At 69.5% G+C, this 26,293-nt stretch carries 24 protein-coding genes and 1 pseudogene; 15 read left to right on the forward strand and 10 right to left on the reverse strand.

What is annotated here, in order from left to right:
• Positions 1–51: 51 nt before the first annotated feature.
• A complete protein-coding gene (locus tag AB0C04_RS24685; RefSeq protein WP_357058477.1) occupies positions 52–1,152 on the reverse strand; it encodes a winged helix DNA-binding domain-containing protein in 1,101 nt (366 codons plus the stop codon).
• A 151-nt stretch (positions 1,153–1,303) separates the two neighbouring features.
• Here AB0C04_RS24685 and AB0C04_RS24690 point away from each other — a divergent pair, with 151 nt between their 5' ends.
• The 3 genes from AB0C04_RS24690 to AB0C04_RS24700 all read left to right on the forward strand — a co-directional run bounded on the left by AB0C04_RS24690 (position 1,304) and on the right by AB0C04_RS24700 (position 6,070).
• A complete protein-coding gene (locus AB0C04_RS24690) occupies positions 1,304–2,317 on the forward strand; it encodes a WYL domain-containing protein (protein WP_357058479.1) in 1,014 nt (337 codons plus the stop codon).
• Between the two features lie 313 nt (positions 2,318–2,630).
• Complete coding sequence (rph, locus tag AB0C04_RS24695) at positions 2,631–5,228, forward strand: rifamycin-inactivating phosphotransferase (RefSeq protein ID WP_357058481.1); 2,598 nt, start codon at positions 2,631–2,633, stop codon at positions 5,226–5,228.
• A 356-nt stretch (positions 5,229–5,584) separates the two neighbouring features.
• The gene (locus tag AB0C04_RS24700; RefSeq protein WP_357058483.1) at positions 5,585–6,070 is read left to right on the forward strand and encodes a DUF1062 domain-containing protein; all 486 of its coding nucleotides are present in this window, start codon (positions 5,585–5,587) and stop codon (positions 6,068–6,070) included.
• Between the two features lie 11 nt (positions 6,071–6,081).
• On the opposite strand, the gene AB0C04_RS24705 is transcribed toward AB0C04_RS24700, so the two are convergent.
• Positions 6,082–7,506, reverse strand: a complete 1,425-nt coding sequence (locus tag AB0C04_RS24705; protein ID WP_357058485.1) for a transposase — start codon at positions 7,504–7,506, stop codon at positions 6,082–6,084.
• 460 nt (positions 7,507–7,966) lie between these two features.
• Between AB0C04_RS24705 and AB0C04_RS24710 the strand changes: the two genes are divergently transcribed.
• The 3 genes and pseudogenes from AB0C04_RS24710 to AB0C04_RS24720 all read left to right on the forward strand — a co-directional run bounded on the left by AB0C04_RS24710 (position 7,967) and on the right by AB0C04_RS24720 (position 9,967).
• The gene (locus tag AB0C04_RS24710) at positions 7,967–8,791 is read left to right on the forward strand and encodes a nitroreductase/quinone reductase family protein (protein WP_357058487.1); all 825 of its coding nucleotides are present in this window, start codon (positions 7,967–7,969) and stop codon (positions 8,789–8,791) included.
• Between the two features lie 80 nt (positions 8,792–8,871).
• A pseudogene (locus tag AB0C04_RS24715) lies at positions 8,872–9,141 on the forward strand (S9 family peptidase); the annotation flags it as partial.
• 49 nt (positions 9,142–9,190) lie between these two features.
• Positions 9,191–9,967, forward strand: a complete 777-nt coding sequence (locus tag AB0C04_RS24720) for a maleylpyruvate isomerase family mycothiol-dependent enzyme (protein WP_357058489.1) — start codon at positions 9,191–9,193, stop codon at positions 9,965–9,967.
• On the opposite strand, the gene AB0C04_RS24725 is transcribed toward AB0C04_RS24720, so the two are convergent.
• Positions 9,870–10,316: an ATP-binding protein gene (locus AB0C04_RS24725; RefSeq protein ID WP_357058491.1), complete on the reverse strand. Its 447-nt coding sequence runs from the start codon at positions 10,314–10,316 to the stop codon at positions 9,870–9,872. The two genes, AB0C04_RS24720 and AB0C04_RS24725, sit on opposite strands and share 98 nt — an antisense overlap.
• A 176-nt stretch (positions 10,317–10,492) precedes the next feature.
• Positions 10,493–11,248: a VOC family protein gene (locus tag AB0C04_RS24730; RefSeq protein ID WP_357058493.1), complete on the reverse strand. Its 756-nt coding sequence runs from the start codon at positions 11,246–11,248 to the stop codon at positions 10,493–10,495.
• A 515-nt stretch (positions 11,249–11,763) separates the two neighbouring features.
• Here AB0C04_RS24730 and AB0C04_RS24735 point away from each other — a divergent pair.
• Positions 11,764–12,612, forward strand: coding sequence for a carbon-nitrogen hydrolase family protein (locus AB0C04_RS24735; protein WP_357058495.1), 849 nt, complete (start codon positions 11,764–11,766; stop codon positions 12,610–12,612).
• Positions 12,613–12,794: 182 nt separating this feature from the next.
• Positions 12,795–13,514, forward strand: a complete 720-nt coding sequence (locus AB0C04_RS24740) for a DinB family protein (RefSeq protein ID WP_357058497.1) — start codon at positions 12,795–12,797, stop codon at positions 13,512–13,514.
• A gap of 6 nt (positions 13,515–13,520) precedes the next feature.
• Here the strand turns inward: AB0C04_RS24740 and AB0C04_RS24745 are convergent, their stop codons facing one another.
• Entirely contained in the window at positions 13,521–13,616 is a 96-nt protein-coding gene (locus tag AB0C04_RS24745) for a DUF3418 domain-containing protein (protein ID WP_357058499.1), read from the reverse strand.
• A 43-nt stretch (positions 13,617–13,659) separates the two neighbouring features.
• On the opposite strand from AB0C04_RS24745, the gene AB0C04_RS24750 reads away from it, so the two are divergent.
• From AB0C04_RS24750 to AB0C04_RS24760, 3 genes are all read left to right on the forward strand, one after another.
• Complete coding sequence (locus AB0C04_RS24750) at positions 13,660–14,283, forward strand: GNAT family N-acetyltransferase (RefSeq protein ID WP_357058501.1); 624 nt, start codon at positions 13,660–13,662, stop codon at positions 14,281–14,283.
• Between the two features lie 31 nt (positions 14,284–14,314).
• Positions 14,315–15,094: a class I SAM-dependent methyltransferase gene (locus AB0C04_RS24755; protein ID WP_357058503.1), complete on the forward strand. Its 780-nt coding sequence runs from the start codon at positions 14,315–14,317 to the stop codon at positions 15,092–15,094.
• A gap of 79 nt (positions 15,095–15,173) precedes the next feature.
• The gene (locus AB0C04_RS24760) at positions 15,174–15,956 is read left to right on the forward strand and encodes a hypothetical protein (protein WP_357058505.1); all 783 of its coding nucleotides are present in this window, start codon (positions 15,174–15,176) and stop codon (positions 15,954–15,956) included.
• Between the two features lie 25 nt (positions 15,957–15,981).
• Here AB0C04_RS24760 and AB0C04_RS24765 read toward each other — a convergent pair whose 3' ends face one another.
• Entirely contained in the window at positions 15,982–16,893 is a 912-nt protein-coding gene (locus AB0C04_RS24765) for a hypothetical protein (protein ID WP_357058507.1), read from the reverse strand.
• A 12-nt stretch (positions 16,894–16,905) separates the two neighbouring features.
• Between AB0C04_RS24765 and AB0C04_RS24770 the strand changes: the two genes are divergently transcribed.
• Entirely contained in the window at positions 16,906–17,277 is a 372-nt protein-coding gene (locus AB0C04_RS24770; protein WP_357058748.1) for a hypothetical protein, read from the forward strand.
• Between the two features lie 13 nt (positions 17,278–17,290).
• Here the strand turns inward: AB0C04_RS24770 and AB0C04_RS24775 are convergent, their stop codons facing one another.
• Genes AB0C04_RS24775 through AB0C04_RS24785 form a run of 3 tightly spaced genes read right to left on the reverse strand, consistent with a single transcriptional unit; the run spans position 17,291 to position 19,661 of the window.
• A complete protein-coding gene (locus AB0C04_RS24775) occupies positions 17,291–17,833 on the reverse strand; it encodes a hypothetical protein (RefSeq protein WP_357058509.1) in 543 nt (180 codons plus the stop codon).
• A gap of 17 nt (positions 17,834–17,850) precedes the next feature.
• The gene (locus AB0C04_RS24780; RefSeq protein WP_357058511.1) at positions 17,851–18,693 is read right to left on the reverse strand and encodes an ABC transporter permease subunit; all 843 of its coding nucleotides are present in this window, start codon (positions 18,691–18,693) and stop codon (positions 17,851–17,853) included.
• Positions 18,690–19,661, reverse strand: coding sequence for an ABC transporter ATP-binding protein (locus AB0C04_RS24785; protein WP_357058513.1), 972 nt, complete (start codon positions 19,659–19,661; stop codon positions 18,690–18,692). The genes AB0C04_RS24780 and AB0C04_RS24785 overlap by 4 nt, the downstream gene beginning before the upstream one ends.
• 169 nt (positions 19,662–19,830) lie before the next feature.
• On the opposite strand from AB0C04_RS24785, the gene AB0C04_RS24790 reads away from it, so the two are divergent.
• From AB0C04_RS24790 to AB0C04_RS24800, 3 genes are all read left to right on the forward strand, one after another.
• The gene (locus tag AB0C04_RS24790) at positions 19,831–20,508 is read left to right on the forward strand and encodes a response regulator transcription factor (RefSeq protein ID WP_357058515.1); all 678 of its coding nucleotides are present in this window, start codon (positions 19,831–19,833) and stop codon (positions 20,506–20,508) included.
• A gap of 247 nt (positions 20,509–20,755) precedes the next feature.
• On the forward strand, positions 20,756–21,871 hold the full coding sequence (locus AB0C04_RS24795; protein WP_357058517.1) for an ATP-binding protein: 1,116 nt from the start codon (positions 20,756–20,758) through the stop codon (positions 21,869–21,871).
• 382 nt (positions 21,872–22,253) lie between these two features.
• Positions 22,254–23,054, forward strand: coding sequence for an AfsR/SARP family transcriptional regulator (locus AB0C04_RS24800; protein WP_357058520.1), 801 nt, complete (start codon positions 22,254–22,256; stop codon positions 23,052–23,054).
• A gap of 17 nt (positions 23,055–23,071) precedes the next feature.
• Here AB0C04_RS24800 and AB0C04_RS24805 read toward each other — a convergent pair whose 3' ends face one another.
• On the reverse strand, positions 23,072–26,269 hold the full coding sequence (locus AB0C04_RS24805; RefSeq protein ID WP_357058522.1) for an efflux RND transporter permease subunit: 3,198 nt from the start codon (positions 26,267–26,269) through the stop codon (positions 23,072–23,074).
• Positions 26,270–26,293 lie beyond the last annotated feature (24 nt).

Raw genomic sequence — 26,293 nt, forward strand, 5'->3', positions numbered from 1 at the left:
CCGAGGCCGCGGCACGGCGGTGACCCCGGTCCGCACTGCGCGGGCGAGTGCTCAGCCGGGAGACGCGGCGATCTCGACGCGGTCGCTGTCCTTGTCGGAGAGGAAGAAGGCCAGCGCCTGCCCCTGCTCGGCCACCGCCGTGCGGTCGGTTCGCGTGAAGCGGCGCAGCGGCGTGACCGTCACGGTGCCTGCCGTCACCGTCCAGGTCGCGGCGACCCGGCCGTCGAGCAGGACAACGCGCGCGCCGGCGACTGACAGGCCGCGGTGGGCGTCGTCGACGATCCGGCTGCGGTCGTGGTAGCCGAGGAGCGCGTTGTCGAACGCCGGCAGGAACCGTACCGGGGCGGGGGTGTCGGGGTCGGGGCGCGGCGCGTCGGGGAGGTCCAGCAACACCCGACCTCGTTCGTCGCGGAAGCTGACCAACTCATGGCGGATCGCGGCCACCGCGGCCGGCAGTCCGGCGAGCCCGCACCAGGCGCGCAGGTCGGCCGTGGCGGCGGGACCGAACGCGGCGAGATAGCGCCGCACCAGCGCTTCGCCGACCGGATCGGAGCCTTCCGGGGCCGGCGGGTCGATCTCGCGCCCCAGCCAGGAGGAGAGCGGGACGTTGCGCACTCCGCCCCACGTACGCCACAGCCCGCGCGGGGGCAGCTGCACCGTCGGGACGAGGGCCGCGATCAGCATCTCGCCCAGCGCCCGCGCTCCCGGCTGCGGCCAACGCTCGGCCAGCGCCCGCGCCAGCTCGGTCATCGAGCGGGGCTCGTCGTCGGCCAGCACCGCCCGGCCTGCCGCGGCCAGCTCGTCGAGGTCCACCCCGGCGAGCTCGTCGCGGTAGGCCCCCAGTACCCGTTGGCGCAGCATGGTGTCGTGGCGGGCCCGCCAGGCCAGGGCGTCGTCGGCGGTGAGCAGGTGGACGGTACGGCGCATCAGGTGGGTCCGCACCACACTGCGCCGGGTCAGCAGGTCTGAGAGCACCGTCGGGTCGAACGCGCGCAGCCGGGACCAGAGCCCGACGAACGGCTCCTGCGGTTCCTGCGCCTGCAGACCGCAGAGGTGCGCGACGGCGTCGAGGACCGGCACGTCGGCGTGATCGAGCAGCAGCTGTCGGGCGAGCGTCGCGCGGTTGAGCGCCCGGGTGTCGAGAACGGTCATCGGCTGATGCCGGAGCAGCTCGTCGTGCGGTCGAGGGTCGACGGGGTGGAGGCGGTCACGGCGTTCGGGTTGCGGTCGTCGACTGGCACGCGACAACAGTCGCAGCAGTAGCGGCCAGGAAGTGGCCGCTACTCGGGGCAGGATGGGAATCATGTTGAAGACCTCGGCGCGACTGCTGTCGTTGCTCTCGCTGCTCCAGGCGCGCCGGGACTGGCCGGGGGCGCTGCTGGCCGAGCGGCTGGGGATCAGCCCGCGCACCGTGCGCCGGGACGTCGACCGCCTGCGGGAGCTGGGCTATCCCATCGTGGCCGTCAAGGGCCCCGACGGTGGCTACCGGCTCAACGCCGGCAAGGACCTGCCTCCGTTGCTCTTCGACGACGAGCAGGCCGTCGCGCTGGCCATCGCACTCCAGATCGCCACCACCACCGGCGCCGGCATCGAGGAAGCCGCGGTGCGGGCGCTGAACACCGTCCGGCAGGTCATGCCCGCGCGGCTGCGCCGCCGCATCGACACCCTGCAGGTGACTGCCGTCGAGCGGTCGACCCGACCGGAGCAGAAGGTCGACAGCGGCGTGCTGATGGCAGTCAGCGCCGCCGTGCACGCCCGCGAGGTGCTGCGCTTCGACTACACCCCGACGTCCCCACCGGCAGTGCCCGGCGACGGCGCGCAGCGCCCGCCGCGGCGGGCGCAGCCCCATCACCTCGTCACCTGGGGCGGGCGCTGGTACCTGGTCGCCTGGGATCTCGACCGCGAGGACTGGCGCACCTTCCGGGCCGACCGGATCACCCCGCGCACCCCCACCGGGCCCCGCTTCACCCCGCGCGAGCTGCCCGGGGGCGACGTGGCCGCCTTCGTGGCCAGCAGGTTCCAGGGCTCCGAAGGCACCGGCGACGGGCCCTGCCGCGGCGAGGTGATCCTCGACCTGCCCGCCGCCGCCGTCTCCCGCTACACCCGCGACGGGGTCGTTGAGGAGTTGGGCCCGAACCGCTGCCGGCTCGTCCTGGGCTCGTGGTCCTGGGCGGGCCTGGCCGCCAGCATCGGCAGGTTCGACGCCGACATCGAGGTCGTCGGCCCGGCCGAGCTCAGGGACGCCTTCGGGCAGCTGGCCCGCCGCTACGCCAGCGCCGCGACCGACGTACCCGCTCCGCCGCGACCGATCCCATGAGACCGACCTCCGGGAGGTCGGATCGGAGGGTGTCAGTCCGCGGCGGACGACCCAAAAAGGAAGGCAAGGAGATCTACTCCCTGCCACTTTGAACATACAGCAGACTGGGGGGCTTGCCGCAAGACCCGGGTCGCGTTGCAGAATCGTCGGCCGGACCAGGAGCGGACGAATTCACGGGGGCACGACGTGCGGATGGTGTCGACCTACGGGGACGCGGTGACTGGGCGGAGGCAGGGCAACCAGAGACGGAGGCGCCGATGATTCGATCGGCCAGTGCAGGGCGACGGCGCACGGCTGCCCCGGAGGTATCGCGATGAGCGAGCAGTACGTGGTGGGCCTTCAAGAGGTTGACGAGATGCAGGTCGCGGTCGTCGGCGGCAAGGGGGCGCACCTGGGGGCGCTGTCGCGGATCGACGGCGTCCGCGTGCCGCCTGGCTTCTGCGTGACCACGGACGCCTTCCGACGGATCATGACCGAAGCGCCCTCGATCGACGATCGGCTCGATCAGCTGTCGCGCCTGAACCCGGACGACCGGGAGGCGATCCGCGCGCTCAGCGCGGAGATCCGCCGCACCATCGAAGGGATCGCCATCCCGGGCGAGCTCGCGACGGCGATCAACCGCGCTCTCGCGCAGCTCGGCGAGCAAGCCGCCTACGCCGTCCGGTCCAGCGCGACGGCAGAGGACCTGCCGACGGCCTCCTTCGCCGGCCAACAGGACACGTACCTGAACGTCGTGGGGCCGGCGGCGATCCTCCAGCACGTCAGCCGGTGCTGGGCCTCGCTGTTCACCGAGCGGGCGGTGACCTACCGCCAGCGCAACGGCATCGACCACCGTACGGTCCAGATGGCTGTGGTCGTACAGCAGATGGTCTTCCCGCACGCGGCCGGCATCCTGTTCACCGCCGACCCCGTCACGGGCAACCGGAAGGTCGCCTCCGTGGAGGCCAGCTTCGGCCTCGGCGAGGCCCTGGTCTCCGGCCTGGTGAACCCGGACGTCTACAAGGTTCGCGACGGCGCGATCGTCGCCAGGACGGTCGGCGCCAAGCAACTCGCCATCCAGGCCTCGCCGACGGGCGGGACGCAGGAACAGGCGATCGACCCGGAGCGGCAGAACCAGCCGGCGCTGACGGATGCGCAGGTCGTGCGGCTCGCGCAGCTCGGCCGGCGGCTCGAAGCGCACTTCGGCCGCCCCCAGGACATCGAATGGTGCCTGGTCGACGACGGCTTCCAGATCGTCCAGAGCCGGCCGATCACCACGCTGTTCCCCGTCCCCGAGTCCGGCGACCGGGAGAACCACGTCTATCTCTCCGTCGGCCATCAGCAGATGATGACCGACCCGATGAAGCCCCTGGGGCTCTCCTTCTGGCAGATGACGACTCCCGCGCCCATGGCCGAGGCCGGCGGCCGCCTGTTCGTCGACGTCACCCAGCGGCTGGCCTCGCCGACGAGCCGCGCCGGCTTCCTGGAGCTCGTCGGAAGAGGCGATCCACTGACCGGGGACGCGCTGCAGACGCTCCTCAAGCGCGACGACTTCATCCGGCCGCTGCCTGACGAGGGTCCCCCCGGGCCACTGGTTGGCGGCGCGCCAGCCCCGATCGAGACCGATCCGGCCATCGTCACCGAGCTGATCGGGCGCAGCGAGGCATCCGTCGCCGCCTCGGAGAGCGAGATCCGGACGAAGTCCGGTGAGGCGCTGCTCGACTTCATCCGGGCGGACATGCAGGAGCTGAGGCGGATCCTGTTCGATCCGCGGAGCCATCAGGTGTTCATGTCGGCGATGGAGGCCACGTGGTGGCTCAACGAGCAGCTGGAGGGGTGGCTGGGCGAGAAGAACGCGGCGGACACGCTCACGCAGTCCGTGCCCCACAACGTCACGTCGGAGATGGGGCTGGCGCTGCTGGGTGTCGCTGACGTGATCCGCCCACATCCGGACGTGGTGGCGTTTCTGCAGCAGGTCGAGGACGAGGGTTTCCTGGACGAGCTGCCCAAGCTCGCGGGCGGGCGGGAAGCGCGAGACGCCATCGAGGCCTGGCTCGACAGGTACGGCATGCGCTGCGTCGGCGAGATCGACATCACGCGGCCGCGTTGGCGTGAACGCCCCTCCACGCTCGTGCCCATGATCCTCGGAAACGTCAGGAACTTCGAGCCGGGAGCCGGCGAGCGGCGCTTCGAACAAGGCCGGCAGGAGGCCTGGGAGAAGGAGCAGGAGCTGCTGGAACGCTTGCGGGCCCTGCCGGACGGGGAGCGCAAGGCCGAAGAGACGAAGCGGATGATCGACCGGGTTCGGACCTTCATCGGGTACCGGGAGTATCCGAAGTACGGCATGGTCAGCCGCTACTTCGTGTACAAGCAGGCCCTGTGGGAAGAAGCCGAGCGCCTGGTGCGGGCCCACGCGCTTCGTGAGAGGGAAGACATCTTCTACCTCACGTTCCAGGAACTGCACGACGTCGTGCGTACGAACCGGGTGGATGACCAGCTCATCGCGCGGCGCAGGGACGCGTTCAGGTCGTATCAGGCGCTCACGCCGCCCCGGGTGCTCACGTCGGATGGCGAGGGCATCGCCGGGGCGTACCAACGCGACGACGTGCCGGCCGGCGCGCTGATCGGCCTACCGGTCTCCGCCGGGACCGTCGAAGGGCGGGCCCGCGTCATCCTGGACCTGGCACGGGCTGATCTCGAACCGGGCGACATCCTCGTCACGGCCCACACGGACCCCAGCTGGACGCCTCTCTTTGTCGCCATCGCAGGCTTGGTGACGGAGGTCGGAGGATTGATGACTCACGGCGCGGTGATCGCACGGGAGTACGGACTGCCGGCCGTCGTCGGCGTGGCCGATGCCACCCGGCTGATCGCCGATGGGCAGCGGATCCGCGTGCACGGAACCGACGGATACGTCGAGATACTGCCCTGACGGTTCTGGTCGGAGGGGTCCCGGTGGCACTGACCATGTCTCGGCCAAAAACCGTTTGAGCCTTCTTTCCGCGTTCCCGTAGGTTGCCCTCCAACCACATCCCCGTGAGGACAGAGGACACAACCGCGTGACCCCGCCTGCTCTTTAGACCTGACACCTTTCCGCTCACCCGTAGCTGACGCTCCCGTCGGCTATGCCGGGCTGCCCATGTGCGCCCGGTCAAACAGCGTTCGAGGCCGCGCCTGATCGGCCTCGTGTCAGGTCTAGAGAGATCAGAGACCATGTCTTCACAACCTCATATCGTGCTGCCCTGGGTCGTTCGTCGGACCAGGCTGCCCCTCCTCTCGTTGCGGTGCGTGGACTGCCGTTCGGAGTCGGCCACCACCGGCGAGGGCAGGTTCCGCGTCAACGCCAACGGCAAGCTGCTGGACGTGTGGCTGCTGGTCCGCTGCGTATCCTGCAATCGGACGAGCAAGCTCACCGTGCACGAGCGAACGTCGGTCAGATCCTTCGATCCGGCCGAGCTGCACGGCTACGGCGTCAACGATCCGGACCTGGTGGCCGCCAGGTTGTTGGATCCGTGGCTCGCCCGGCGCAACCGCTTCACCCTGGACTGGACGGGGGCCTGGCGGCTGGACATCCCGCCGGCACGGCTCGACGAGGCGTGGCCGGTCCAGGTGCAGGTCGTCTTCGAGGATCCGATACCGGTGCGCCCGGAACGGCTCATCGCGCACGGGCTCGGCCTCAGCCGGCCCGAGGTACTGCGCCGGATCAAGTGCGACATTCCGCTGCGCCGCACGACGAGCGCCGGCTTCACCTTCACCGTGATGGCCGGGGACTAGTGCGGTGTCCACTAACGTTCACCGGGTGTTCCGGTGTGGTGTTGTGGATCCTCGCCGTTGCGGGCGAGCGACTCCCCACCAGGTGGTGGGGCGGGCCTCCGCGGGCCAACTGATCCTCTCGCCGCCCTAGGTGGGCGGCGGGGGTCACGCCGGGACCGGCCGGCGCCGGGGAGGTGCCGGCCGGCTCGACGGTGCGTGACCACCCCAGGCACAGCTGCCGTGGGGGTGGTGGGTCCGCCGCCCGGGGTGCGGGTGGCGATCATGGCGGCCGCGACGAGATCACGGTGCCCGGAGAAGGTGCAGTGGGGGCAGGTCAGGGTGCGCCCACGGGGTTTCGGTATCCGATGCTGGCAGGCGGGGCAGGTGGAGGAGGTGCCGCGTTCGTCGACCAGGTGGACGGCGATCCCGGCCAGGGTGGCCTTGTCGGTGAGGACCTGAATCAACCGACCGATCTGCCACTGCCGCAGCCGCAGCCGCAGATTGTGCCGCCGCCCCGCCGCAACGTCGAGTACACCGCGGGGGTCGCCGACGTGCAGCACCCCCACCCGCTGCTGCTGCGCCCAGGACACGACGGTGCGGGCCGCCTCATGCTGGGCCTGCCGGACCCGCCGCCGATGCCGTCCTTCGACCGCGCGTTCCCGGCGGCGGTATTGGCGCCACCGCCGTGACCCCCGCTGGCCTGGCTTCGGGGCCCGCCGGGCCGTCGCCTGGCGGCGGGCTTTGGTGTCGGCCAGGTGCATCCGGTGCTCGGCGCGGACCGCCCGCCCGGACACCAACAGCCCCTCCCCGTCGGGCCCGGCTACCGCGTAGGGGTGGATGATGCCCAGGTCCACCCCGGCGACTCGTCCGGGGTCCGGCTCCTCGCCGGGCGGATAGACGGTCACCGGCACTTCGGCGGTGACGTCGAGGAACAGCCGACCACCCTCACACAGCAGGGTGATCGAGCGGACCTGCTCTATCGGGTACGGCAGGTCACGGGCCAGGCGAACCCACAACGGGGCAGTGCCTCTCGCGCTGGGGAGGCGTACCCGCCGGCTGTCGATGGTGAAGGTGCCGTGATACCAGCGCACCGGCACCAACCCGCGACGACGACGCGGAGACCGGGCCGACTCGTCGCCGGCCTTACGGCGCTTCGCCGCAGCGAACCACGCGTCGGAGAAGCGCCGCAACACCGACCGCGCGCCCGTGCTGTCCAACTCGCCGAACGTGCCCGGCCCCGACGCGGCCAGCTCCCGACACAACTCCTGATAGCCAGCCAACGGCGTACCGCTGCGGCGACGCCGCCACGCGTTGACCTCCAACACACACGCCCACACATCACCAGCCGACCGCAGCAAGCCGAAACACCGCCGTCGCTGCCCCGGCGTCACCCGCAACCCGATCCGAGCCGTGCGATGCACGACCCGCCGCGCGGCAGGATCCCGACGGCGAGGCACGAACCGAACTCAACACCACCGGTACGACAATTCCCCGACTGCCGGCAGCCGGCGAACGTTAGTCGCCACCGCACTAGCGGGGATGTAGCCGGGTCCACCCGGCCCGCCCGGCTACACGCTCCGAGAACGGTGATCACCTCGAGCACCACGCGGCTCGTCGCGCTATTACCGTTGCCCCGTGAGCGGTACGCGAACTAGGGTCGTCGACGTGACTGCCGGGTCGGCCATTGGCCACAACCGAGTAAGGCACCCGGCCGCCGGGTGACCGTGCGGCGGGCCCGTGGCCCGCCATCCCCGTCGTCGCCTGCCGCCCGATGTCCCGACCGGGCCCCTGTCGCGCAACGGCTTGCGGCCGCACCGGCCGCGCCCCCCTCATCCACGCCGTGCCGCCCACGCGCCAAGCGCGAGGCGGCGGCGTTTCCTGTCTACCGCCGAGCATTGAAAGCGGAGCATGCCGAACGTGTTCAACCAACAGATGATCGACGAATTTCGCGCCAACGGGGGCCGCGTCGGCGGCCCCTTCGTGGGCGCCCGACTGGTCCTGCTCACCACCACCGGGGCGCGTACCGGCGCGCCGCACACCACCCCGGTCGGATACCTGCCCGACACCGGCGGCCGGATCCTGGTCATCGCCTCGGCGGGCGGTGCGCCGCGGCATCCGGACTGGTTCCGCAACATCCTGGCCGATCCGAAGGTCACCGTCGAGGACGGCATCTTCACCTACCAGGCCCGCGCCGTGGTCCTCGGTGGGTCGGAGCGCGACGAGGTCTTCGCCCGAGCGGTCGAGGCCGACCCGGGCTGGGCCGCGTACCAGGAGAAGACGAGCCGGGTGATCCCGGTGGTCGCGCTCGAGCAGGTCGCGGGCGGGCCACCGCAGGCGGCGTCCTGGGGCGCGGCCCTGATCCGGATCCACGACGCGTTCCGGCGTGAGCTGGCGATCATCCGCCGTGAGGCCGCGGAGTCGGGCCCGCGGCTGGGCGTGCAGCTGCGGGTGAACTGCCTGGCCGTCTGTCAGGGGCTGCACCAGCACCACACCCACGAGGACGACGGGATGTTCGTCGGGTTGGCCGCGCAGCGTCCCGACCTCGGCCCGACCCTGGAGCGGCTACGCGCCGAGCATGGCCGGGTCGCCGTCCTGATCGACCGGCTCCAGACGGTGGTCGGTGACGTCACCGCCGACCCGGCCGAGGTGCGCCGGGAGGTCGAGCAGCTCACCGACGAACTCGAACGTCACCTGGCGTACGAGGAGGAGCAGTTGGTCCCGGTCCTCGACGGGCTCGGCTGACCACAGATATCGCTTCGCGATCGATCCGCCGAGGCGGATCGATCGCGTGGTTGCCCTGTCGATGCTGGCAGACTGATCACATGACAGGTCTGACCGCCGAGCTCGTGGTCGATGGTCGTGACCCGCAGACCCCGGCGCTCGCCCCGAACGGGCGCCTGCTCTGCTACGTCCTCGCTCCCATCAGCCGCAGCGGTGACCACCTCGACACCGAACTCTGGCTCGTCGACACCGATGGCGCCGTCGCGTCGCGCCGGGCGACCGCCGACACCGCAACCGAGTCCCGGCCACGCTGGTCGGCCGACTCGGAGACGCTGTTCTTCCTGTCCGACCGCGCCGACCGCGGTACCCCGTGAGGAAATCCGCTGTCGGTCGTCGGAGGGGCGGTGGTACAAAGCCGCGGTGGAAAAGACTCTGGAGTTCGCTGACCTGTTGCGGCTGATGGACGAACGATCGACCGCTTTCCGGGCGGCGGTCGCCGCGGCCCCCAGCCTCGACGTGCGTGTGCCGACCTGCCCCGAGTGGACGTTGTTCGACCTGGTGCAGCACCTGGGCGAGGGGCGCCGCAAGTGGGCCGCCATCGTGGCCGCGGGGCCCGCCGACGCTCCGCCGGCGATGTCCGCCCCGGTGGCGCCCCGGGAGCGCGAGGCCCTGCTGGCCTGGTTCGCCGCGTCGACGGGGGAGCTGCTGGACGCGCTGCGGGAGGCCGGCCCGGATCGTGGTTGCTGGACGTGGTGGGGTCCGTCGCAGTCGCCGCAGACGACTGGTGCCGTCGCCCGGCACCAGCTCCAGCAGGTCGCCGTGCACACCTACGACGCCCAGGTCGCCGTGGGCGCCCCGCAGCCGCTGCCGGACGAGGTGGCCCTCGACGGTGTCGACGAGTTCCTGACCACCTGCGTCGCGACGACGGCCGCGTGGCCGCACAAGCCCGCGGTCATCGACTACCACGCCACCGAGGGCCGTTCCTGGCGGCTCTGGTTCTCCGCCGACGGCGCCCGGACCGCCCGCCTCCCCACGCCGGTCGCCTACGAGGGCCCGGAGGCGGCCTATGTCTCCGCCCGGGGCACGGCCAATGAGCTGGTCATGTTCTGCTACGGCCGCATTCCGATGGACTCGCTGCGGCTCGACGGCGACCGGCGCGTCTTCGACCAGCTGATCGCCTGGGAGCCGGAGGAATAGGACGCGCGGAGCTGCATCCGTTCGTGCTCGTCCGCGATGACACTGGGAACGATGAGCCGCAGGCCGGCGATAGCCGCATAGTTGGGCCAAATGGCCCTGTTGAGATCTTGTCGTCGGCGGCTTCGACGAGTTCGTTGACCAGTTTCGCGGCCAGTACGTAGCGGACGCGGAAGCCGGCCATCGCGGCGGCGGCGCCCAGGCCGATGAGCAGGTGGGACTTGCCGGTGCCCGGGTCGCCGACCAGGCAGAGCAGCGCGGCCAGGCGCCGTTCGGTGAGGCTGACGACCCGCCGTTGTTCATGCCGCCCGCGGCAGCGTCGCCGTCGCCAGAGGGATCGGACGTTCCTCAACCCCGGACACCAGCGGCGCGCTCTGCGTCCACATTATCGGATTGTCGGTATTAGTAATCCGATAATGTGGACGGACAGTTCGGACATAACGTCACTACATCATAATGACAGTTATGTGCGGTGTGCCTCGAGGCCCGACCGAGACTGCTCCGGCAAGTAGCTGACCGTGCCCTGGCTCAAGGTCTCAGGCGGGGCACGGTGTCGGCTGAATGCGGCACCCAGGACAGCGCTGCCGCAAGGTCGGTAGCGGCCTCATACGCAGCAGCAGCCCGTGTGGCTTCGTCCGCGCTCAAAGCGACACGGTCAACACCGGCCAGCATCTCGACCGCCGTGGCCGGATCGTTCAGGACCATCGCAACCTCAGCGCGGTAGACGAGCACCTCCACCAACGCGACCGGGTCGTCATCTACCTCGGGACGGGCCAACGCACTGTCAAGAATCCGAGCCGCCTGCCGGGCGTCCCCTCTGGAGTCGGACTGCACGACAGCGTTCGCCATCGCCTTGCCCAGCCGCCCAGTCGGCGCCGGCGCGGGGGAGGCCGGGGCGTTTTGGAAGACGCGGATCCAGTTGCCGCCAGGATCGATGACGCTGAAGCCGCTCAGCCCGTCGGCGTTCTTCCGCGCCCGGGGCCGGGTCATCCGCGGCGTCCCGGAGACCAACACCTTGCCGTACGCGGCGCGCATTCCCGCCGCGAAAGCCCGGTACAGCTGCCCCGTGTCCGAGGTCAGCACGATGCACGAACCGTAGGACTGCGCCGGATCGAACCCCGCGATCTCGAAGAACTGCAGATGTAGATCTTCACGTTGCAACCCCACGGCCGGGTTGGGCTTGCGCTGCTTGAAAGTGGTGTGGAAACCGAGCACCTCGTAGAAGGCGACGACGTCGTCGATAGAGGCGCAGGGCAGCAGGGGAACGGTCACCTCGTTGGTCACCCGTACTTCGTAGCCGTCGTGAATGGGCACACGCACATGGAAATGGCCGATCGTCAGCCACAGACGACTGAACGGCCGATATAGCGCAAGGTGCGCTGGTACACCAGTGACCTCTACCGGCACTCACCTCCGAAGGATGCCTACCTAGTGGAGCCGGACGACTAGCCTCAATCCGGGCCCGCGCAAAAGTCGTTCGATCGCAGCTCAGGCCACCGCGGGGTGCCGCTCTCAGCCGGACAGGGCGGGGCCGCCGTTAATCGCTTGTGACACCGAATCCCGAATTCTCTCTCACAAGGCCGATGATCAACCTTTGGTCTGGAAACTACGGGCGGGCCTCGGGGCGTCGCAGTGCCGCCAAGGCGATGACGCGGATTCCGTCGCCGGCCTGCACCGCACGGTGGCCGCCTTGGGCAGATCGCCCAGCCGAGCCATCAGCGGCGTTTCGCCCGTCGTGCTTGGCGTAGCCCCGTAACCGGCCCTCCTCCCGCCAACCGTCCAGCCGTTACGGTGCCGCGGTGAGCACAACTGGAAAGATTCGGATTGCCGTCGCGCAAACGGAGGTCACCACGGATCCGGCTGCAAACGGCGCTGCAATCCGAGCTGCGATGCGCGAGGCCGCTGACCTGGGGGCACGCCTGGTTCACCTCGCTGAGGGCGGGCTGTCGGGCTATGCCGGCGCTGCGAAGCCGTATTACGCCGGATGGCGTATCGATTGGGCGCCGGTCACCGAGGAACTGCACCGCACGATGGCCCTGGCCGCGGAGCTCGGTGTCTGGGTTGTGGTGGGAGGCAACCACCGGTTGTCCGGCGATCATCGACCGCACAACTCGCTGTGGGTGATCAACGATCGGGGCGAACTGGCCGACCGATATGACAAGCGGTTGCTGTCCCACGCTGAGATCACCGGCTTCTACACGCCCGGCGACCACGCCTGCACCTTCCAGGTGGACGGGTTCCGGTTCGGGTGCCTGGTCTGCATCGAGGTCAATTTCCCCGAGCTGTGGATGGAGCAGCGGTCTCTCGGCGTGGACTGCGTGCTCTTCTCCACGTTCTCCGAGGACCCGATCTTCGAGGTCATCGCCCGCGGGCACGCTGCCGTGAACGGGTTCTGGGTCAGCATCGCTCTGCCCGCCGAGTGCGCGCCAGCCCGGCCGTCGGCGGTGGTCGGCCCGCACGGCTATTTGCTGCAGCACGCCCGTCCGAATGGGCCCGATGTGATCTGCGTTGACCTTGACCGCGGCGACCCCGCGCTCGACATCGCACTGAACAAGGCCCGGCCGTGGCGAGACACCGCACGTGCCGGTGACATCTACGCCGCCGGCCGGGTCAGCGATCCCCGCAGCACCGATCGCACTGGTGTCTGATGGCACCGTGCCCGATCAAGCCGCGGAGCTACGCCGTGTTCGTGGGCTTTCCGCGCGGGAGATCCCGTGATCCCGCGCGAACGCGGTGACCTCAACATTCTGGCGAACCCACCGCAAGCCCAGAAGAGGCCAATCAAGCCGGGGAGGCTGGCTTGTCGGTGCTCGGACCTAGTATGCGGAGCATGACGCGGTATGTCGACGAGGATCTACACGGTGCGGAGTTCCGCGAGTGCGATCTGACCGGGGCACGCCTGATCGGCGTCGTCATGCAGGATGCCGTGATCGACGGGCTCATCACCAACCTCGTGGTGAACGGTGTCGAGGTCACCGAGTACGTCGAGGCAGAGCTCGACCGGCGTCATCCGGTGCGGGTGCTGATCCGCTCCGAGGACCCTGCCGATCTGCGCGAGGCATCGCGTCAGCTCCATGCCGGCTGGGCCGCCACGATCGAGCGAATCCGCCGTACCCCCGGCATCGAGCGCCGCAGCGTGAACGACGAGTGGTCGGCGGTGCAGACGATGCGCCACCTGGTCTTCGTCCACGACTCGTGGTTCCGCCGCTGCTGCCTGGGCTCGACGGAGCTGTTCACCCCGATGGGCATCGGGACGACCGTCGAGCCCTACCGTGGAGCGCACGGGCTTGACCTCTCGCTCGATCCGACCCTCGACGAGGTCGTGAGCGTGCGTGACGCACAGGCCGCCGAGCTCGAGGCCTGGCTCGACGAGGTCACCGCTGTGCAGCTCGCAGCGCGAGCGCCGGTGCCCGACGACGACGTCTGGCCGCCGTACGCCCGGGGCCGCTCGGTGCGGCAGTGCCTCGGCACAGTGCTCAACGAGAGCTTCGAGCACCACGGCTTCTGCGTCCGCGACCTCGACCTGATCGAGGCACAGGACGCTGAGTAGGGCCGGCTACGGCCTCAGCATCTTGCGGATGCGGGCATCGCTGACCGTCTGCGCGGTGCCGAGCTGCTGGGCCCAGAGCTGGACGCGGTACTTCTCGAGCATCCGGCGGGCCTGACCACTGGCGCCAGCATGCGATCGTTGCCGCGTGCCTCAACTGATCTTGCGCACCGACCGTCTACTGCTGGTCCCACTCGCCGACCGGCACCTGGAGCTGGAAATCCAGCTCGACTCCGATCCGGAGGTGCTTCGCTACCTCAGCGGCCGGGGGCGATCCAGGGACGAGGTGGTCGCTTCCCATGCGCAGAGGATGGCCTTCGCGCACAAGGTGGACGGCTTGGGCTACTGGATGGCGTTCGGGTCCGACGGCGGCACGCGTGGCTCGACACCGCCGGAGCGTGAGGAGGAGGGCGAGTTCGTCGGGCTGTTGATGCTTCCTCCGGCGCACGGCCCCGACCAACCTGACGACCCAACCGTCGCGGAACTGGGTTACCGCCTCGTCCGTCGGTACTGGCGGAAAGGCCTGGCCAGCGAGGCATCCCGCGCCCTGCTGCGGCATGCCTTCGACACCGTCGGGCAGAGCCGGGTGATCGCACAGACCATGACGGTGAACGCCGGGTCTCGGGGCGTGATGGAGGCCGTCGGCATGCGCTATGTGCGCACGTACTTTCCGCTCTGGGATGACCCGCCACCGGGAGCGGACCTGGGTGAAGTCGAGTATGAGATGACCCGGGCGATGTGGGAGGCGGGTCGTGACCCCGCACGACAGTAGAAGGACCGCACAGCGCCGATAGGATCGGCGCATGGAACAGGACGAATGGCTCCTGCACGCCTCGTCGTTCGGCTCTGCGGCGACCGCTTACGCCGAGCACCGCCCGGACTATGCGCAGGCCGCGGTGCGCTGGGCGCTCGAGCCCGCGCCCGGCTTGCGAGTGCTCGACCTCGGCGCCGGGACCGGCAAGCTCACCGCCACGCTGGCTTCGGTGGGCGCCGACGTCACCGCGGTCGAGCCTGACCCGGCGATGTTGACCGAGTTGCGCCGCGAACTGCCGGACGCCCGGGCACTGCCAGGTAGCGCCGAGGCGATACCGCTGCCGGACGCGTCCGTCGATGCCGTGCTGGCCGGCAACGCCATGCACTGGTTCGACATGGCCGTCGCGGGACCCGAGATCGCCAGGGTCCTGGCGCCCGGCGGCATCCTTGCCGGGCTGTGGAACGTCATGGACGACCAGGTCGACTGGGTCGCCGGGCTGGCTCGGGTCAGCGGGAGCGCGGCCATCGGTCCGCGTGACACGCCCGCCAGTTGGCGTGCCGAGACGGCCGGAGCGCACCTTCCGAAGACCGGCGAGCCCGCCCGGTTCGGCTCGCCGAAGCAGGCCGAGTTCCCGCACGGGCAGCGCCGCACCGCCGACTCTCTCGTGGCGACACTCGCCACCAGGGCGGGGATGCTGGTCATGCCGGAACAGGAACACGCGGCCACGCTCGACCGGATCCGCGCCTTCCTCGCGAGCAGGCCGGAGACGGCGGACGGCGAATTCACCCTCCCGATGCTGACCTGCGTGCTGCGCGTCCGACGGCTCTGAAAGGCGCGGCCCAAGTGCATCGGCGTCGTCGAGGTCGGCGCCCTGTCCGGGGGAGGGCGGCGGCGACGTGCGGGTGACGATGACGAGCGTTGCGGCGCGGACCGGCCGCGCGAACGAGGACTTCACCGGCGCCGTACCGACGGCAGCGGTGCTGATCGACGGCGCCGGCATTCCCGGCACCGAATCGATCTGCCGGCACGGCGTCGCCTGGTACGCCAGCCGCCTGGGCGGCAGCCTCCTCAACCTCCTGTCACTCGTGCCTGGCCATAGCCTGTCCGCGCTGCTCGCCGAGGCCATCGGGCAGGTGACGGACGATCACCGGGACACCTGCGACGTCGCCAACCCGATCAGCCCGTCGGCGACCGTGGCCATCCTGCGCGTGTCGGACGGCCTCGCCGAGCACCTGGTGCTCGGCGACTCGGCCGTCGTGCTCGACCGGGCAGACGGTGACCCGCTCGTCGTCACCGACCCCCGCGAAGTGATCATCAGCCGGTCGTACGAGTCCGCGCTCGCGGCTGTCGCCGAGGGCAGCGCCGCGTACCACCGGCTGCTGCGCGACCTGCGCGCCAACCGGAACCAGCCGGGCGGCTTCTGGCTGGCCAAGGACGACCCGCGGGCGGCCGACGAGGCGCTCACCGGAAGCCTCCCGGTCGCCGAGCTGACCGGCGCCGTCCTGCTCAGCAACGGCGCCACCCGCATCGTGGACCGGTTCGGCCTCGCCGACTGGCCGGAAGTCCTGGCCGTCCTGGCGTCGAGCGGACCCGCCGAGATCATCCGTCGGGTCCGGCGGGCCGAGGCGCGCGACGCGGTGGCGCCGGACGACGCGACGATCGCGTACTGCACCGACCTCGGCCAGCCCTGAACCAGCGGAAGGGAGGGGCTGCCGACTACGACCGGCTGGCCGTGATCAGTAGCGGCGTGCTGACCCCGTGCCGGGCGCTCAGGTCGGCGAGGAAGCCGCCCAGCCAGCCGAGCGCGTCCAGCGACCACTCGGCGAGCGTCCCGTGGAAGGTCGCCCGGTGCCGGGACGGGCCGTTCCAGAAGGTGTCGTCGAACGGCGGCCGTGCGGTCAGCGGGTCGTGATCGGTGAGGGAGAGCGACTCGACCCCGAACACGTCCTGGTCCAGCCGGCTCAACTGCTCCCGCATCCGCGGCGCCGCCGACGGGATGGACGCGGCCTGGCCGCTGTCCAACGTGACCCGCACCGGTGTCCTCGACCCCGGGTCGCCGCCGGTGAACCAGCCGGCGGTACGCAGCGACGGTATCGGGGCGTACCGCGGGCGCGACGAGGGATCGAGACCCTGCACGGGCAGCAACATCTGCACCGCCCGCAACCTCAGGGTGCCCATCCGGGCCACCGCGTCGCCCGCGCAGCGCAGGAACGGCTGCACGGGCAGCGGCCGGTCGCCGGGCACCAGCTCGAACCCCACCTGGAACCAGGCGACCAGTGACGACCCGGGAGCGGCGAGCGGGTGAGCTTCCCCGGCGTCGTTCATGCCCCACAGACCGGCCGCCCCGAGCTCGCTCTCCTCGAAACCCCCGGCGGTCTGCCGGACGGTCGCGCCGATGTCGTCGAGCCACCCCATGGCCAGCGACGAGGTGTAGAAGAGGAGGTACGTGTCCTGGTCGGCGTCCGGTTGCCGCCACGGGTGTCGCGCCAACTCGCCGTAGAGCGCCGCGAACCCGACGCCGGCCGAACCGCGGGAACCGGGCGCCACGCCGGGCCGGGCTGGCCCGCTGTCCCCGGCCGATCGGTTGGCGGTGTACCGCTCTGGCAGGCCACGACGTCGTTGCACCACGACGTCAGGTTAGTGGTCGATGTCTGGCTCGCGAAGTTTTCGGAAGAACGCCCTGATGTCGTCGACCAGGAGTTCCGGTTCCTCCATCGCCGCGAAGTGCCCACCACGGTCGTGCTCCGTCCACTGCATGATGTGGTTCGTGCGCTGAACACCGCCTACATGACCTGCGCCTATCTCGGGGGCGGGGTGGGCTCCTGGCTCGGCGTCGGCGCCTACGCCCACTTCGGTCGGCTTGGCGTGTGCGGATTCCTGGCGTTGCTCGCTGCGGTCGCGCTCGGCAGCCACCTGAGGTCGCCCTACCGATCCGGGCAGCTGGCGGCCGAGGTCGTGCGCCTTCTTGTCGGCTCCCGGCGCGCCGTCCCTCGACCGGAAGCAAGACGCTGAGCTCGGCTCCTGGTCAGCCTGATCGCCGGACGCGGTATCGGGCTACTGCGGCGAGCAGACCGAGCACGAGCGGGACGACGATGGCGACCGGCAGCGAGCCTGCGGCGGTCAGCGTCCGCTTTCCGGCCACCGTGACGTGTACCGGCTGGCTCACCAGCAGCGGACCGGTCCCCGCCGTGGCGATGCCGTTGGGCATGAGTACGACGTAAACGTCGAAGTTGCCGGTGTTGACGGCCTGGAACTGCCAGGACAGCACCGTGCTGCCGCCCGGGGCCACCGGCCCGACCTCGCGGGACACCTCCGCCGACCAGTCCTCGAGGTCGACATAGACGCCGTCCAGGCTCGCGACGTTGAGGTGCGCCACCAGCCGGTCGGTCGGCGCGTCACCCGAGTTCACCACCCGGGACCCAACCGTCAACCTCTCGCCCACGACGGTGTAGACCCGATTTTCATCCAGCACAACCTCGATGCTGCCCGGCAGTGGCGGCGGAGCAGCCTCCGCCGCCGCCAGCCCGAAGGGAGTCGCCAGCGCCAGCCGCAGTCCGATGAGCGCCACGCCAACCAACCCTGTCTTCATCTCCCGCTCACCCCTGTCTGCAGGCGGACGATCCGGGTGCCGACGGCAATCAGGACACCCCCGGCCAGGACAGCGGTCACCAGCGGCGAGACCAGATAGGACAGATCCCGCGTCCAGGCATGCCCGTTGACGAGAACAGCCGTCAGGTAGTGCAGCGCCGCGTCGACCGGATTGAGCCGGACGAGTACCTCTCCGAACCAGCCTTTCGGCGCGCCACCGGGCAGCTGAGTCGGCGCGAAGAGCGCGAACAGCAGGAACAGGCTCGCCGCGAGACTGACCTTGTTGGAGCTCGACACGGCACTGATCAGCAGGCCGAGCGCGGCGAGCGCGACCGCCAGCAGTGTGCCGACGAGCAAGCCCAGCAGCAGCGCCCGCCCCACGATGGACACGCCACGTGCGAGCACCCACAGATACGGCACGCTCACCACGAAGGCCGCGAGCCAGAGCGACAACGCGGCCGCCATCTTCCCGACGATGATGGCCCGACGGGAGATGGGCGCGAGCAGCAGGCTCTCCAGCGTGCCCCGCTCCCGCTCGCCGCTGATCGCGTCGGCGCTGACGACGAGCGTGACGAGGACGCCGACAGCCACCGCGACCTGCAGGGTGAGGTTCACCGCCTCGCGCTGCTCGAGGAAGTTGAGCACCTGGCTGGTGCCGGCGAGGTAGGTCATGACGCTCAGGACGAGGCTGAACGCGAAGACCAACCCGGGACCGCGTCCGCTCACCCACAGATCGCGGCACTCCTGACCCGTGACGACCCACCAACCCCGGCCATGGTCGCGATCCGCACCCGCGCTGGCCACGGCGTCCCGGACGCGCCCCGTCACCCCCGCGGTCATCGGACACCCTCCCCAGTCAGCGAAAGGAAGGCGTCGCTGAACCGTGCGCCTTCGACCTCGAAGGACAGGACGGGCACCGCGGCGCCCAGCACCACCCGCAGCGGTTCGTTCATGCCCACATCCGGGCCGTCCTGTCGAGCGACCCGCCCGTCGTGCCGGGTGAGCCGGAGGATGTCGGGACGTTCGCCGACCGGCTCCACCGTCAGGCCGGCGACGCCGGCGAGAGCGTCCCTGGCCCGGCCAACCAGCTCGACCGGCACCCGCATCTGAGCGCACCGCTGGATGGCGACGGTGCCGGTGACTTCGGCGAAGGTCCCGGAAGCGAGAGTCTTACCGTTGTGCAGGATCAGCACCCTCGTGCAGATCTCCTCCACCTCAGGGAGGGTGTGGGTGCTGAGGATGACAGTGGTTCCTCGGCGAGCCGCAATCTCGCGAATGATCGTCAGGACCTGACGCTGCCCTGCCAAGTCGAGGCCGAGCGTCGGTTCGTCGAGGAGCACGACGGCGGGATCGTTGACCAGCGCCCGGGCGATACCCAGGCGCTGCCGCATGCCCCGGCTGTATGTCGAGATCCGCGACGAGGCACGCTGGGCCAGGTCCACGTCCGTCAGGAGCCGCCGGACGACCCCTGTGGCGTCCGCGGGGGCCAGGCCGAACAGTCTGGCGTGATAGCGCAGATACTCCGTCCCGGTCTGGTGTCCGGGATAGCCGGTGCTCTCGGGCAGCACGCCGATCCGCCGTCGGATCTCCGTCGGCTGAGTGGATGGAACACCAGCCACCGAGAACGTTCCGCTCGTCGCTGCGAGCATCGTGCTGATCAGCCGGATCGTCGTCGTCTTGCCCGACCCGTTCGGGCCGAGCAGTCCCACGACCTCACCCTGTCGTGCCGTGAAGCTCAACCCGTCGACGGCGGTGCGATTCCCGTACCGCTTGGTGAGTCCCACGGCCTCGAGCTGCGCGGGGACCATCGGCGTCCCCCTTTCTCGCCTGGCGCGAAGGTGACAAGAGGCCACCCGCGATCCGTCCGACCAGGACGTCGCCGCGAGCGTACGGCCGACCGGCTGAACACTGGCTGAACGGACGAAACCGCTGGTCAGCTTCAGCGGGCGGTAAGCCGGCAGGTGGCACACTCGGGGAGTGCGCATCCTCCTGATAGAGGACGACAAGCACCTCGCCCGGTCAATCAAGAGGGGGCTGGAGGCCGAGGGGTTCGCGGCTGACGTCGCGCTCGACGGCATCGACGGTCTTTGGCGGGCCAAGGAGGGCGATTACGACGTCATCCTCCTCGACATCATGCTTCCCGGCATGAACGGCTACCGGGTGTGCGCCGAGTTGCGCGCGGCCGGTAACTGGACGCCGATTCTCATGCTCACCGCCAAGGACGGTGAACTCGACGAGGCGGAGGCGCTCGACACGGGCGCCGACGACTACTTGTCCAAGCCTTTCTCCTACCTCGTCCTGGTCGCGAGAATCCGGGCGCTGCTGCGCCGGGGCTCGCGGGAGCGCCCGGCCACGCTGCACGTCGGCGACCTGCGGCTGGACCCGGCCGCTCACCGTGTCTGGCGGCAGGAAACGGAGGTGTCACTCACTCCCCGCCAGTTCGCCCTCCTGGAGTTCCTCATGCGACGCCCAGGCGAAGTCCTCTCCAAGGGCACCATTCTCAACCACGTGTGGGACTTCGCATTCGATGGTGACCCCAACATCGTCGAGGTCTACATTCGGCACCTACGCAGGAAGATCGACGAGCCCTTCGACCGGTCCGCGATCCAGACCGTACGCCTCGTCGGCTACCGACTGGACCCCGATGGCGGCTGAACGCAACCGATCACGGGCACGCCTCACCACGGTGCGGGCCCGCACCACCATGGCCGCCACCGTCATCGTGGGTGTCGCTCTCCTGGTCACCGCCGTCAGCCTGGTCGTGTTCCTTCGCCGTTCGCTCGTCGAACGCGTCGACGACATCGCGAAGGTCCGTGCGCACGACATCGCGGCGTTGGCCCGGCAGGGCACGCTCCCCGTGGACCTGGCCGTCGAGGGCGACGACGGCAGCATCACCCAGGTCGTGGACGACACCGGCCGGGTCGTGGCCGCCACCGCCGGGCTGCGGCGCGACCAGTCGCTTGGACGGTTGCGTCCCCCCGGTCCGGTGTCTGAGATCCGTACGGTCGACGATCTTCCCTTCGGCGAGGGAGGCAGCTACCGGATCATCGCGCTGCCGACCAGCACGCCGGCCGGGCCGGTGACCGTCTACGTGGCGGCGAGCCTCTCCCCGGTCGATGACGCCGTCGACGTTCTCCAGGGTGCGTTGGCCACCGGCGCGCCACTGCTGCTGGCGATCGTCGCGTTCACCACCTGGACCGTGACCGGCCGCACCCTTCGGCCGGTGGACGCCATCCGGGCCGAGGTCGCCGACATCTCTGAACGGTCCCTCGACCGGCGTGTTTCCGTGCCAGCCACCGACGACGAGATCAGTCGGCTCGCGGGCACCATGAACATGATGCTTGACCGGTTGGATGCCGCCGCTGAGCGTCAGCGCCGCTTCGTGGCCGACGCCTCGCACGAGTTGCAGACCCCGCTCGCCGCAGCGCGTACCGATCTTGAGGTTGCCCTCGCTCACCCCGACCGCACCGATTGGAACGACACCGCGGCCGACCTGCTCGCGGCGAACGGTCGCATGGAGCGGTTGGTTCGGGACCTGCTCTTTCTCGCCAGGGCGGACGCCGGCGCCCCCCGCCCCGCGGCCCGCCCCGTCGACCTTGACGACATCGTCCTGGCCGAAGCGGGCAGGATCCGTGGTGGCGGTCGCCTGCGGGTCGACACCGGCGCAGTGTCGGCGGCGGCGGTGGACGGCCGCCGCGATGACCTGACGCGGGCGGTGCGCAACCTGTTCGACAATGCCGAGCGTTACGCCTCCTCCCTGATCAGCGTCGAGCTCTCCAGCGACGACCACCGCGTCACGTTGGTCGTCCAGGACGATGGGCCGGGGATACCACCGGCGGACCGTCAGCGAGTCTTTGAGCGATTCGCGCGACTCGATGACGACCGGAGCCATCGAACCGGCGGCACCGGTCTGGGTCTGGCCATCGCGACAGAGATCGTCGAGGCGCACGGGGGGTCGATGATCGCCGATGAATCGTCGGGCGGTGCGCGGTTCGTCGTCCGCCTACCCGCTCGCTGATCATCCATCGGCCCTTCGAGGGGTCCGCCGCCTCGGAGCGGCTGCGCGCCGAGGTCTCTTTAGGAAGATGCTGGAAATATGCGACGAATGATGCGCGGGCCTCAGCGCGACGACACTCGATGAACCGGACAACGACGGCTGATCCACCGCTTAGTTTCACAAACCGGTCCAAGGCTTGACCGCCCTCCGTCGATTCTGTTAAAGCGTGATTTAAGGATCGTTCAGGCGCAGTGGTCCGGGCCCAGATCTTCGCCCAGCCAACGGAATTGGAGAAGGCGCCGACGCCGATCAACGTGACTGTCTTCGGACATCAGCGGCGTGATCTGAGGCCCTGCGCAACGAGGCGGAGGAGGTGCAGACACTTCACGGCGAGGGGGAAGCTGTGGAATTGCAACTGTTGGGGGCGGTGGAGGCGTGGGTGGAGGGCCGGCGACTCGACCTCGGGCCGCGCCAACAGCGGCTTGTGCTGGCGGTCCTCGCGTTGAAGGTGAATCAATTCGTTCCGGTCGAGCGCCTGGTGGACCTGACCTGGCCTGAGTCGCCACCACACAGCGCTCGTCACGCGATCCACGTGCGCGTGTCGCTGTTGCGCACCGTCCTGACCCTGGCCGGGGCGGGCCGTGACGGCGTGGAGATCCACACCCGTGGCCCGCTGTATGTGCTGCGGGCGGACCCGATGTGCGTGGACGCGCACCGCTTTCGCGCCCTGCTCAGCGATGCGCGTAACGCGACGGACGACGTGGCGAAAGCGTCGTTGTTGCGGCGTGCGCTCGACATGTGGCACGGGCCGCCACTCGCCGACGTGGTGACGCCACCGATCGAAGCGCTGTGCCAAGGGCTGGAGGAAGCGCGGCTGACAGCCCTGGAGGAGTGGTTCGGTGCGCAGTTGCGACTCGGTCGGCACGAGGCTGTCATCGACGAACTCGCCGAGTTCGTCATCCAGCACCCGTACCGTCAACGACTGCTCGCGCAGCTCATGCTCGCCCTGTATCGCGCCGGCCGTGCCCCCGACGCGCTGGTGGCCTACCGGCTTACCCGCCGCCGCCTCGTCGATGAACTCGGTCTCGACCCGAGCGCACAGTTGCAGAAGCTGGAGAGAGCGATCCTGCGCGGCGATCCTGCGCTTGACCTTCCCGAGCCGCCCGTCGGCCCCGTCGGCGACGACGACCATCCACCGGCGTGAGGCAGCGATTCCGCCGATCAGCCGTCGGACCTCCTGGGCCGCAGGGCCGCGGACCATCCGCGTGGGGCGAGCGGACGCCGCCCGCGAGTGGCCCGATCCCTGTCCCGGTCGAAGCGTAGGTAGAGCGACGGCAGAACGAACAGGTTCAGCAGCGTCGAGGTGGCCAGGCCGCCCAGGATCACGACCGCCATCGGGTGTTCTATCTCGTGACCGGGAAGGCTGCCGGCGATGACCAAGGGAACGAGGGCAAGCCCGGTGGCCAAGGAGGTCATGAGGATCGGCGAAAGCCGCTCCTTCGCGCCCCGGAGGACGAGACCACGGCCGAACTGTTCAGATTCCTCCCTCTCCAGATGCTGGAAGTGGTTGATCATCAGGATGCCGTTGCGGGCGGCGATGCCCAGCACGGTGAAGAATCCCACCAGCGAGCCGAGCGAGAGGATGCCGCCACCGAGGTATGCCGCGAGGACCCCGCCCACCAGAGCCATCGGCAGCGTGAGGAGTACGAGAACCGCCAGTCGCCAGCTGTTGAAGGCGGTCGTCAGCAGGAAGAGGATCCCGATCACCGCGACGCCGGCGAAGAGCAGCAGCCGGTCCTGGGCGCTCGTCGCCTCCTTGTACTCGCCGAGCAGTTGGGGGTGGTAGCCGGGCGCGAAGTCCACCGTCGCCAGGCGACGCTGGACCTCGGCGGCGACGTCTCCCAGCGCCTTGCCCGCGGCCACGTTGGCGCCCACGTTGATGTACCGCGAACCGTTCTCCCGCAGGATCTGGTTGGGCGTCGGGATCATCTTCACCTCTGCCAGCTCACCCACCGCGACCTTGCTGCCGTCCGCCGCATCCATCAGCAGGTTACGGACGCTCTCGATGCTGTACCGCGCCCTCGGCACGCTCCAGACGTGCACCTCGGTGTTCTTGCCGTTCCGCCAGATGTCGCCCGCCTCCTCGCTGGCGATGAAGGTGGCCGCCGTCCGGCGTACGTCGCCGGGCTTGATCCCGTACCGTGCCGCCTTGGCCAGGTCAACCTGGACATCCACCTGCGGAACGGCGGTCTGCAACGTCACGTGTTCGTCGATGATGCCGTCGACCCCGGCGATGAGCTCCTTGACCTCGTTGGCCTTCTGGCGCAGCACGTCGAGGTCGTCCCCCAGGATCCGGATGCTGATGGCCTCGCTGGAGCCGGTGAGCACCTCCTTCGTGCGCTCCTTGAGGTAGGTCTGCACATCGCGCTGCAGCCCGGGGTACCCCTCGACCACCTGCTGCACGGCGGCAAGCGTCTTGTCGTAGTCGACGTTCGGGTCGATGCTGATCCAGTTCTCGGTGAAGTTCATACCGACGACCTCGTCGGCCAACGTGCCCTGCCCGATGTGGGCGCCGAAGTTGCGGACTCCGGGGATCGCTCGCAACTCCCCGCTCACCTGTTCAGTGATGCGGACACTCTCCTCTCGCGAGGTGCCGGGCTGGGTCACCCAGTGCATCAGGAAGTCCCGCTCCTTGAACGCTGGGAACAGGTTCTGCCCCAGCAGCGGTACCACCGCGACGCCGCCCGCCATGACGAGCGCGACGGTCGCGTAGGCGACGGCGGGACGGGGGATGATGCGTGCGAGCAGCGCCGTATAGCCCCGCTGGAGCCAGCGCACCAGAGGTGACTCCCGCCGCTCGATCGCCGCCCTGGCCAGCAGCATCAGGGCGAGCGCCGGGATGACCGTCAGAGCCACCAGCAGGGAGGCCAGGATCGCCAGCCCGTAGGCGAACGCCAGGGGTCGGAAGAACGAGCCGGTGAGCCCGGTGAGCAGGAAGATCGGGACCGTGGCGACCAGGATGATCATCGTTGCCTGAACGATCGGGCCTCGCACCTCCACCGACGCGTCGAGAATGATGGTGGCGGTCGACTTCGTGCTGCCCGCTCGCCGATGCTCGCGGATGCGACGCACGATGTTCTCGACGTCGATGATGGCGTCGTCGACGAGCACGCCGAGGGCTATCACGAGCCCCGCCAGGATCATCGTGTTTATCGTGGCTCCGGTCCAGTCGAGCACGAGTCCCGCCGCGACGAGGGAGAGCGGGATCGAAATGGTGCTGATCAGAGCCACCCGCCACTCGAAGAGGAAGAAGACCAGGATCAGGACCACGAGGATGAAGCCGATGACCATCGCCCGACCGAGGTTCTCGACCGAGGTCTCGATGAAGGTCGCCGGCCGGAAGATCTCGGTATCGACGTTCAGGCCCTGCATGCCGGGAGCGAAGTCCTTCAGCGCCGCTTCGACTCCGCGGGTCACCTCAAGGGTGTTGCCCCATGGCAGCTTCTCGACGATGAGCATGAGGCCGGGCCCGTCGTTGATGACCGCGTCCCCGGTGAGCAGGGACGGCGGCATGACGTCATCCGTAATGTGAGCGACGTCTTTGAGGTATACCGGCTTGGCGCCCTTCGGCACCTCGATCGGAATCTCGGCCAGTTGCTGCCCGGTGAGAGCGGGCAGTTGGTGCTCCACCTGGAACCGGTGGTTGGGTGTGTCGATCCACCCGCCGGTACCGATCTCGAACCCGCCGCTGAACTTCAGCTGACCCACGTCCACCGCGTCTCCGGCGGCCTCCATGACCTGTGCCAGTGTGACGTTGTGCTGCCTCATCAGCTCGGGATCGACCTGGATCTGCTTGGTGGACCAGCGGTCACCCCAGATGGCCACGTTCGCCACCCCGGGGACCCGCATCAGCCGGGGCCGCAGCGTCCAGTAGGCCTGCAGCGCCATGTCGATGTGAGCGGCGTCGGACTTGTCCGCCTGCGATATTCCGATCTTCATGACCCGGCTGGTCGACGACAGTGGCTGGATCATGAAGGGCGCGTTGGCCCAGCGGGGCAGTCTCGGGGTGATGGCGGTGACACGCTCCTGGATCAGCAGGCGGGCCGCCATGAGATCCGTCCCGGGCTTGAAGATCAGGAGAATCGAGGAGAGCTGGGAGACCGACTTGGAGCGCATCACGTCCAGGCCCTCGATCCCGGTGAGTCCCTGCTCCAAGGGGACGGAGACAAGTTCCTCGACATCCTGCGCGGACAGCCCGATGCAGATCGTCTGGATCTCCACCCGGGGCGGCGCGAACTCGGGGAAGGCGTCGACCGGCATGTCCCGGATCTGCAGGACGCCGAAGAACATCAACATCGAGGCCCCGACAACCACGAGGAACCGGAGCTTCAAACTCGTTCCAATGATCCAGCGCATCATGGTTGGGGTTCCCTACCCTCGCTA

This window comes from Micromonospora sp. NPDC048909 (assembly GCF_040649635.1).
Classification (GTDB): domain Bacteria; phylum Actinomycetota; class Actinomycetes; order Mycobacteriales; family Micromonosporaceae; genus Micromonospora.